The organism is Spongiibacter sp. (genome assembly GCF_984394615.1).
The window spans coordinates 23,626-32,207 of sequence record NZ_CFHTQA010000041.1 but is presented as its reverse complement, the minus strand read 5'-3'; the positions used below and the strand labels follow the sequence as shown (position 1 = coordinate 32,207).

The following is an 8,582-nucleotide window of genomic DNA, read 5'->3' as shown; positions in this document are numbered from 1 at the left end:
ATAGTCCTCGTTGCGTCGGGGGCGTTGCTCGGCAATCGGCGGCTGCCCCTCGGGGTCATGCCACACAAACGCCAGACCATTTTCTTCCAGCACGGGCATCGCCGGGATAACGGCCTTGGGAGGAATACGGTCCGCGTAGGGAATATCGTCGCAAACACCGTCACCGCCCCAGCTCCAGTGATGAAAGGGGCACTGCAGAGAGTTTCCGCAGACTTTGCCGCGACTGAGGTCTGCGCCCATATGGGGGCAATAGGAACCCACCACATACAACTGACCGCCCTCTTCCCCTCGGTAGGCCACCCACTTACTGCCAAAGTAATTCATGGCTCGAGGCTCGCAGCCAAAACTGTCGGCTTTGCCAATACAATGCCAGCCGCGGGCATAACGCTCAGGCAGAGGCTTGGTTTCAATAATATAGGGCTTGCGAAGGGGTTGGTTCATGGCGGCCATCCTCTGATTCTTATGCTGTTACAGACTTTGCAACAGTTCGTAAGACGCAGAGTAAGTGGCTCGTCAGGCTGCCAATTTGATCTGGATCAAGGGGCGGATAGCGCCCCTCCAAACGGATGACCTGCAAATAGACGAGGTCGACGCAGGTCCCAGCAGCTATTTGACCGGGTAACGAAGGCTGAAAGCGCCGCGAATATCGCCAAGCTGGTAGCCTCGCGCTTGATCGTTGGGGTAGTACTTGGCCAATGCCGCTTCTACATCGGGTGCCACCTCACTGCCGTGGCAAGCCAGGCACAAGCCCTCGGTGGGCTGCGCTTTCATAAAGCGGTATTCGCCATCGACCTCGGCACTGTAGGCCAATGTTTCCGGGGATTCGCCCGCCGCACGACGGGCATCAAAGTCTTCCAGCACACGGCGCTCGAGGGTATCTGGCAGCGCACTGGGGTTGCGGGCCTTCAAGCTGACCCGCTTGATCTGCCAGCCGCTCTCCTCGCTGAGCGCCCGGGCAATCGCCGGGGCCGCCTCAGAGCAGACACTGACAGCATGTACCGGACCACCCTCTTGCATGGCTTGCTTGAGACGGGGTTTCAGCTGCCCCGCAAACTGCTTTACCAAGCTGACCGCATCCGCCTTTAGCGCGGCCTCGTTACCAGCAGCATGGGCTGCCGTTACCGTACCCAAAAGCGATGCCAATAAGATTGGAAAAAACCTGTGATGCCTCATCCCGGCTCTCCTTGACTGGGTCGTGAGCGCTACACGACTCATTGCCTGTCAACACTATACCGCTTAACAGGGCCGGACAATGCGGCACGTTGCCGCAGCACTCACTCCTGCGTCGTGACCGACGGCGGCAAGGTGTCGTCGCCCAGCACCCGCTCCATGACGACACAGGCGGTCAGATCACCACTCACATTCACCGCCGTGCGACTCATATCGAGAATGCGGTCGACGCCGAGAATCAGGGCTATCCCCTCCGCCGGCACGCCCATGCCCTGAACAATCGTCGCCAGAATTACGATCCCCACTCCGGGAGTACTCGGCGAACCAATGGACGCCCCCACCGTGGTCGCCGCCAGTAAGGCCAGCTGAGGCAGGCTCAGATCGACGCCGTAGACCTGGGTCAGAAAGACCGCGGCGACGACTTGGTAAAGCGCCGTGCCGTCCATATTGACGGTCGCCCCGAGGGGCACCACAAACTGGGATACCGACGGTGAAACGTTTAGTTGGGTCTCGGCGGTCTTCATTGACAATGGCATTACGGCTGCCGAACTGGAGGTGGAAAATGCCAGTAGCTGTACACCGGAGATCGCCCGCAGAAAAGCCAGCGGTGAACGCCGAGCAAACAGCGCCACGATCACCATATAAAACATCAGCAGCAATAACAGCCCCAGCAAAACAGTCCCCATATAGCTGGCAACGCCGACAATGGCATCGAAACCCACCTGCACACTGATTTGTGCGAGCAGTCCGAACACCGCCGCCGGTGCCAGGGCCATTGCCCAACTGACAATTTTCATGGAAATGTCCTGGACCGACACACACAAATCCAACAGCGGTTTCGCACGACGATCGCTAATCGATACCAACGCAATCGCGACAAAAATCGCCAATACGACAATCTGAAACATGGATTCCGACACCAGTGCACTGCTGGGATTGGCGGGAATTAAACCGATGATCTGATCGGGCAGCGATGCCATCGACAGCGGCTCAGCCACACCGACGACCGACGCGGGGGCCTCCAGATTCTCGATCGTGATGTATTGGCCCGGCGCCAGCCACAGTGCCACCGCCGCCCCCAGTGCGACCGCGACACAGGTAGTGACGAGAAAGTACGGCGCTATGCGAAACCCGATGCGACGCAAAAAGTCCGCATCTCCCGAACTGGCGATGCCGAGGATAATGGACGACAGCACCAGGGGAACCACCACCATCTGAATAATGGCCAGAAACAGGCGACCCGGCAGTGCCAGCCAAGCCGCCAGCAAGTTGGCGGTAGACGCCTCAACCAACGCACCGCCACTGGGTGCCAAACTCAAACCCAGACCAATACCCAGAGCCATCGCCAACAGGATTTGCGCCCAAAGACGGCGGCGAAGCAAAAAGTCCAGCCGCGAAGCCAAACGGTAGGGCGTGCTGGGTACCAGCGGCGTGGGAAACAGGCTCACAAACTCACCTCTGTATCGTATTCAGGTCTACAGCGCGACACCAAACAGTCGCCCCACCAGGCCGGTCAGCGCCATGGCGCCAGCGCCCCAGAAGGTCACTCTCAAACTGGCTCGCAGGATCGGCGCTCCGCCGACCCAGGCTGACAGGGCGCCCAACGCAGCAAGAAAAAGAATACAGGCGATGGGCATCACCGAGAGCAGCAGGCCGGGCTTGAGCATCAGAACCAGCGCGAGTGGCAAGGCCGCGCCCACGCTGAAACTCAAGCCATATGATATCGCCGCCTGCATCGGTCTTGCCTTCTGCTCTGGCGAAATACCGATTTCGTCGCGGCTGTGGGCATCCAGGGCATCGAACTCCATCAACTGGGTCGCCACGATATCGGCGGTATCGGCATCCAGTCCCCGCTGCCGATAAATATGTGCCAACTCGGCGTGCTCCTGACTGGGGTTCGCCTCCAGCTCCTGGCGCTCAAACTCAATATCGGCGTGTTCGATATCCGCCTGGGAGCTGACCGATACGTATTCACCGGCAGCCATCGACATAGCCCCGGCCACCAGCCCCGCAACCCCGCTGAGCAGCAAGGTGCCGTTGCTCGCACCAGCAGCGGCCATACCCAGCAGCAGGCTCGCGGTCGAAACAATGCCGTCGTTAGCCCCCAGCACCGAGGCACGTAACCAACCGGCACGCCCTGTTCGATGGGGTTCACTGTGTGCGCTCTGCACCATAATCGCCTTTCCTTTGGAGAGAAAAACACCCGCTATCGCCTGCTCGCCTGTCGCTGACGGCACGCCGGAATAGTATTCATTAAAGCAAACTCGGAATGCCAGTTCCTGGGGAGCGCCAGCAGCCTTGAACTGGCGACAAAAAAAAGCCCGGTGTGAATAACCGGGCTTTTTTCATCATCTGCATCACTCGCCGCAATGATAATCAGGCATCAAAGTTCATGCCCAGGCGGCGTCCGACCAGCTCGTAGGATTCGACAACATTGCCCAGATCCTGGCGGAAGCGATCTTTGTCGAGTTTCTCACGGGTTTCCTTGTCCCAGATACGGCAACCGTCCGGCGAGAACTCATCGCCCAGATAGATTTCACCGTCGCTGAAAACGCCAAACTCCAGTTTATAGTCGACCAGCAGCATGCCGGCATCGAGAAACAGCGCCTTGAGAATGTCGTTCACCTGATAGGTCAACTCACGCATACGCGTCATCTGGGCATCGGTCGCCCAGCCGAAACTGCGGATATGTGACTCATTGATCATGGGATCATGCAGTGCGTCGTTTTTCAGAAAGGTTTCGAAGGTCGGCGGATTCAGCTCCAGACCTTCCTGCACACCCAGACGCTTGACGATGGAACCGGCCGCAATATTGCGCACCACACACTCGATGGGCAGCATATCCAGACGCTTCACCAGCGCTTCACTGTCGTTCAGCAGACGCTCGAAGTGGGTGGGCACACCCGCCTGCTGCAGCTTTTCCATAATGAAAGCATTGAACTTGTTGTTGACCATGCCCTTGCGATCTAGCTGTTCAACCTTAACGCCATCGAAGGCCGATGTGTCGTTTCTGAAAGTGAGAATATAGCGATCCGGATCATCGGTTTTGTACACCGATTTCGCTTTGCCCGAATACAACTCCTCGCGTTTTTCCATGGTCTGCCTCATTCGCTCTATGCGATATCCAGCCAGCCGAAGCCAGCTTCTTGATCTGCCGACAGCAATGCCTCGCTGTTGGCCAAACTCGGTACCACCGCCGCCCTGGCTAGGTCGGGGGTATTGTTCTGTTCACTCAGATGGGCCATCACCACATGCTGAAGGCGTTCCACCGTGACACTGTTCAGTAAATCCGCCGCCTGTTCATTGTTCAGGTGACCCCAGTCACCGCCGACCCGCCGCTTCAGCGACGCCGGGTAAGGCCCCTGCTGCAACATTGGCACATCGTGATTGCACTCCAACAGCAGGGCGTCACAGTGTCCATACTGTTCTCTGACGAATGGCGTAATACTACCCAAGTCGGTGAGCAGCCCGAAGGTCTTTTTTCGGTGACACAGCACAAACTGACAGGGCTCACGTGCATCGTGTGGCACCGCCACCGGCAGGACATCAATACCGGCAATATCGATGTGCCGCCCCAACTGCAGAGGCTGCCAGTGTGCGAACTTGCGCATCTCACCGTAATCGGCGGTGCCGAAACTGCTGAACACAGGAATGCCGTATTTGCGCGCCAGCGGCAACACACCCTTTATATGGTCGCTGTGTTCATGAGTCACTAGAATCGCGCTGAGATCATCGGCGCGACGACCGAGCCGCGCCAGCCGCCGCTCGGTTTCCTTGATGGTAAAGCCACAATCAATCAGCAGGCAGCTTTGCTCGGTCTCGACCAGCGTGGCGTTGCCTTTGCTGCCACTGCCGAGCGAGGCAAAACGCATCAGTGCAGATATCCCATAATGCGGTTGAGCAAGGCCTCCCGCTCTTCGGCACGCAGACGGCGGCCCTTCTGGTAATTGAGGAATATCAGTGCTTCGCCTTCGGCCACCGGCTTGAGTTCAACCACGTAGCGGCTGCGCTTGTCGCGATTGGCGTTAAAGAAGCGGCCCATCCAGCTGTCACTCTCGTCTTCGGGTGCGATATAGCTGAGCCAGTATTTGTTTACCGCGGGCGCTTCGTCTTCAATTTCGAAGCCCGCCTTGGTCAGAGCCAGACCCAATGCCGCCCAGGCGCGTTCGTAAGGCAGGAAGAGACGAAGATGGCGATTTTCCGCAGGGCCTTCCAGGAAGATTTTACCTTTGCTCTTGGTACCGCGCTCAGCGAGGATAGAGACAGCCCCCTGATTTTCGCTGTCCGCCAGGAACTGCGCCAGCACACGGGCAACCTGCCCCTCACGCTGGAAATCAGTGGACTCGGCCGGCCAGCGCGATTCGGCGCCGCCCTGCTGCACAAGAATGTGAACCTCACTGGTGCCAACCTGAACGCCGTGTTCTAGACGGAAACGGAAACGCTCCAGAGGCTGGCCTTTTTCCACTTCGCGCCACTGGGTTTCCAGAATACCCTGAGAGTTATCGACTCGGGCCAGTTGCATGCCCGTGCGTTCGAGGAAGGTACGCACTCGCGGCCAGACCTGTCCCGGCTCGCCATCCAGCAGAATCCACTGCCGATCACCCAGCCGCTGAATACGGACTTCAGCCGTGCCGACGCTCTTGCTCAACTGCTCCGGACGGGGCACATCGAATTCCCCCGGCAGGGCATTGTGGTCGCGAATACCCGGCACCACATATTCATCGTCCAGCGCCGGAGCCTGAACGCCTTGAGGCAGCACCAGCGCTTCGCTGAGCTCAGCCCGGCGATAATCGTTGGAGCGGTCCCTAAAGGCACTGCAAGCAGTCAGGGCCACCAGGCCCAACATCAGAACAGGGTAACGGATGGTGCTAAAACGCATTCGCTTCTTCACTTGTGTCAGTTAGCGCCCGAAACCGGGCAGGTTACAGCAGGCCAGCCTGCTCCAGCGCTTCGCGCACCTGCGGCTGCGCCGCATCACTCAGCACAGTCAGCGGCAGGCGAATACCGTCCTCAATTCGGCCCATGGCAAACAGTGCCCATTTGACCGGAATAGGGTTGGCTTCCACAAACAAACGCTCGTGCAAAGCCAGCAGCGGTGCATTGGCCGCTTCCGCAGCCGCGCGATCGCCAGCCATGGCTGCGTCACACATTGCTTTCATAGCAGCGGGCGCAACATTGGCTGTCACCGAAATATTGCCCTTGCCACCCTGAAGCATCAGTTCCATGGCGGTGGCGTCATCACCGGACAAAACATCCATTTTGTCGCCAACCATCTCGATCAGTTCCCGACCGCGACTCACATCGCCCGTCGCATCCTTGATAGCGATGATATTGGGATGCGTCGCCAGCCTGGCGACGGTCGCATTTTGCATATCGCAAGCGGTCCGACCGGGCACATTGTACAGAATCTGCGGAATCGCCACGGCGTCAGCAATGGCCATGTAGTGACGGTACAGACCTTCCTGAGTCGGCTTGTTGTAATACGGTGTCACCAGCAAGCAGGCATCGGCACCCACTTCGCGAGCGACTTCGGTCAGTTCGATCGCCTCGCTGGTCGAGTTGGCACCGGTTCCGGCGATCACCTTGGCGCGACCGGCCACCTGATCAACGCAGGCCTTGATGAACATCTTGTGCTCGTCCATACCCAATGTCGCGGACTCACCACTGGTGCCCACAGCAACGATGCCATCGGTACCCTGTTCAATATGCCATTCGATCAAGCGTGACAACGCCTGCCAGTCGATGCTGCCATCGCTGTGCATGGGTGTCACAAGGGCGACAATACTGCCGGTAATCATGCTCGGAACTCCGAAATCTGGTGCAAGCCGCCAATGGTACTGGGCGGAGCTACACAGCTCAAGGAAGATTTGCGTGTGAAACACAAAGCGCCGGAGCGCGAAACATTGCCGCGCGGCGCAGGTCAAAAGCGTATAATCACTAAGCTGGGCGAATCGCCGTTAACAACACAGGGAGAGACCACCATGAAAGCGGTAGCCACCGTATTACTATGCCTGTTTGCCATTGTCGGCAACGCCGCGCAGTGGCGAACCGACCCTCTCACCCCGCTGGACCGCCAGTACATGGAACAGCGCCAGCAAGAACTGAACAGTCTGGCTCAGATGTCGATGGGACGCAGTTTCGGCCACGGCCGCGACAGTGACCTCCGACTGATACAGGAAATCCTGGACCGCAAACTGGTAAAGAAAGATGAGGTAGCCAAACTGCAGGCCATGGGCATCATCATGGGCGAACATCTGCGCCGCGAAAACGGCCTGCGCTGGGTCATCTACGTGGATGCCAAGGGGCGCAGCCGCGCCTTGGAAGTCCCCGCCAAGGATGAATTCCTGTTTCCGGTCACCCAGATATCCAGCCGGGTGATTGTCGACGCTGACGTGGACGTAAAAGCCATTTATCAGCGACTGGAAAAGGAAATCACTGAAATCAAGAAAAAGATCATCGTTCGCTGAGCCTCGGTGACTATACCCCGAGATAGAGCAGCAACAGCGGTATGGTGATAAAGCTGATCAGCGTCGAACTGACCACCAGGCCCGCCACAATGGCGGGCTCCCGCTGGTATTGCATGGCCAGCAGATAATTAAACACTGCCGCCGGCATGGCCGACTGCAACAAAATGACGTTGCGCAGCGTGCCCTCCAACTCCAGAACGTAAACCGTCGCGAACCCCGCACTCACCCCCAGCAGCAAGCGCACAACGCCCAGCAACAGTGCCCGTCCGGCTACCGCTACCTGCAACGACCCCAGCGACACCCCCAGGGTAATCAGCATCAAGGGAATGGAAAGATTGCCCAGTAATCCCAGGGTGTTCGCCGCCGTCTGGGGCAACTCCCAGCCGAAAAACACCATGCACGCTGCAAAGAGACCGGCATAGATCACCGGAGACTGACTGACGGCTTTCACGGCCGCTCGGCCATTGAGCACCGCGACACCAAAGGAGAAATGGCAGAGGGTCGTCGCCAGAAAAACCCCCAACGCCAGTGCCAAACCCTCATCGCCAAACGCAAACAGGCAGATCGGCAGCCCCATATTACCGAAGTTGCCAAATACCAGAGGAATCAGAAAATCTCTCAGCGAGAAGCCCGCCAAGCGGCAGAACAGGACAGCAAAAACGGCGTTGACAGCCAACAGCACCAGTGCGGCGAGCAACACCGTGCCCAACAACTCGGGCGACATGTTGATGCGCCCAAGGGTGGCGACAATCAGTGCTGGCGCCCCCACCCACATTACCAGACGACGCACAAACTCCTGATCGAAAGGCTGATTAAAACGCAGCCACAACCAGCCCAGCGACGCACACAATAATACCGGCATCATCACCGGCATCAGCGGGGAAATCAGAGAGATCATAAGAACCAGGGACTCAACTCATCGCGAAACGGCAGCACCGCGATTAT

At 58.2% G+C, this 8,582-nt stretch carries 10 protein-coding genes; 1 reads left to right on the top strand and 9 read right to left on the bottom strand.

The annotated features are described in order from the left end of the window. From AC5DB9_RS13610 to dapA, 8 genes are all read right to left on the bottom strand, one after another. Window positions 1-441: Rieske 2Fe-2S domain-containing protein (locus tag AC5DB9_RS13610; RefSeq protein WP_491732064.1), on the bottom strand; the 441-nt coding region annotated here is incomplete at its 3' end. A gap of 165 nt (window positions 442-606) precedes the next feature. Further along, a complete protein-coding gene (locus AC5DB9_RS13605) occupies window positions 607-1,143 on the bottom strand; it encodes a Tll0287-like domain-containing protein (RefSeq protein WP_286855066.1) in 537 nt (178 codons plus the stop codon). A gap of 131 nt (window positions 1,144-1,274) precedes the next feature. Beyond that, window positions 1,275-2,618, bottom strand: a complete 1,344-nt coding sequence (locus tag AC5DB9_RS13600; RefSeq protein WP_272989674.1) for a dicarboxylate/amino acid:cation symporter — start codon at window positions 2,616-2,618, stop codon at window positions 1,275-1,277. A gap of 27 nt (window positions 2,619-2,645) precedes the next feature. Next, a complete protein-coding gene (locus tag AC5DB9_RS13595; protein ID WP_272989672.1) occupies window positions 2,646-3,344 on the bottom strand; it encodes a VIT1/CCC1 transporter family protein in 699 nt (232 codons plus the stop codon). A 202-nt stretch (window positions 3,345-3,546) separates the two neighbouring features. Further along, complete coding sequence (purC, locus tag AC5DB9_RS13590; protein ID WP_022957691.1) at window positions 3,547-4,266, bottom strand: phosphoribosylaminoimidazolesuccinocarboxamide synthase; 720 nt, start codon at window positions 4,264-4,266, stop codon at window positions 3,547-3,549. A 17-nt stretch (window positions 4,267-4,283) separates the two neighbouring features. Beyond that, the gene (locus tag AC5DB9_RS13585; RefSeq protein ID WP_022957692.1) at window positions 4,284-5,042 is read right to left on the bottom strand and encodes an MBL fold metallo-hydrolase; all 759 of its coding nucleotides are present in this window, start codon (window positions 5,040-5,042) and stop codon (window positions 4,284-4,286) included. Next, complete coding sequence (locus AC5DB9_RS13580; protein ID WP_272989666.1) at window positions 5,042-6,049, bottom strand: NlpB/DapX family lipoprotein; 1,008 nt, start codon at window positions 6,047-6,049, stop codon at window positions 5,042-5,044. The genes AC5DB9_RS13585 and AC5DB9_RS13580 overlap by 1 nt, the downstream gene beginning before the upstream one ends. A 43-nt stretch (window positions 6,050-6,092) precedes the next feature. Beyond that, window positions 6,093-6,968 carry a 4-hydroxy-tetrahydrodipicolinate synthase gene (dapA, locus tag AC5DB9_RS13575; protein ID WP_272989664.1) on the bottom strand — a complete coding sequence of 292 codons (876 nt, stop codon included), beginning with the start codon at window positions 6,966-6,968 and terminating at the stop codon, window positions 6,093-6,095. 183 nt (window positions 6,969-7,151) lie between these two features. Between dapA and AC5DB9_RS13570 the strand changes: the two genes are divergently transcribed. Continuing rightward, window positions 7,152-7,637: a DUF3806 domain-containing protein gene (locus AC5DB9_RS13570; protein ID WP_272989662.1), complete on the top strand. Its 486-nt coding sequence runs from the start codon at window positions 7,152-7,154 to the stop codon at window positions 7,635-7,637. A gap of 10 nt (window positions 7,638-7,647) precedes the next feature. On the opposite strand, the gene AC5DB9_RS13565 is transcribed toward AC5DB9_RS13570, so the two are convergent. Continuing rightward, on the bottom strand, window positions 7,648-8,535 hold the full coding sequence (locus AC5DB9_RS13565; RefSeq protein ID WP_022957696.1) for an AEC family transporter: 888 nt from the start codon (window positions 8,533-8,535) through the stop codon (window positions 7,648-7,650). Window positions 8,536-8,582 lie beyond the last annotated feature (47 nt).

What these genes read in the sequence shown, in the direction of transcription:
- AC5DB9_RS13585 (WP_022957692.1), bottom strand. Translation starts at nt 5,042, where the DNA reads ATGCGTTTTGCCTCGCTCGGCAGTGGCAGCAAAGGCAACGCCACGCTG.
- dapA (WP_272989664.1), bottom strand. Translation starts at nt 6,968, where the DNA reads ATGATTACCGGCAGTATTGTCGCCCTTGTGACACCCATGCACAGCGAT.
- AC5DB9_RS13570 (WP_272989662.1), top strand. Translation starts at nt 7,152, where the DNA reads ATGAAAGCGGTAGCCACCGTATTACTATGCCTGTTTGCCATTGTCGGC.
- AC5DB9_RS13580 (WP_272989666.1), bottom strand. Translation starts at nt 6,049, where the DNA reads ATGCGTTTTAGCACCATCCGTTACCCTGTTCTGATGTTGGGCCTGGTG.
- purC (WP_022957691.1), bottom strand. Translation starts at nt 4,266, where the DNA reads ATGGAAAAACGCGAGGAGTTGTATTCGGGCAAAGCGAAATCGGTGTAC.
- AC5DB9_RS13595 (WP_272989672.1), bottom strand. Translation starts at nt 3,344, where the DNA reads ATGGTGCAGAGCGCACACAGTGAACCCCATCGAACAGGGCGTGCCGGT.
- AC5DB9_RS13565 (WP_022957696.1), bottom strand. Translation starts at nt 8,535, where the DNA reads ATGATCTCTCTGATTTCCCCGCTGATGCCGGTGATGATGCCGGTATTA.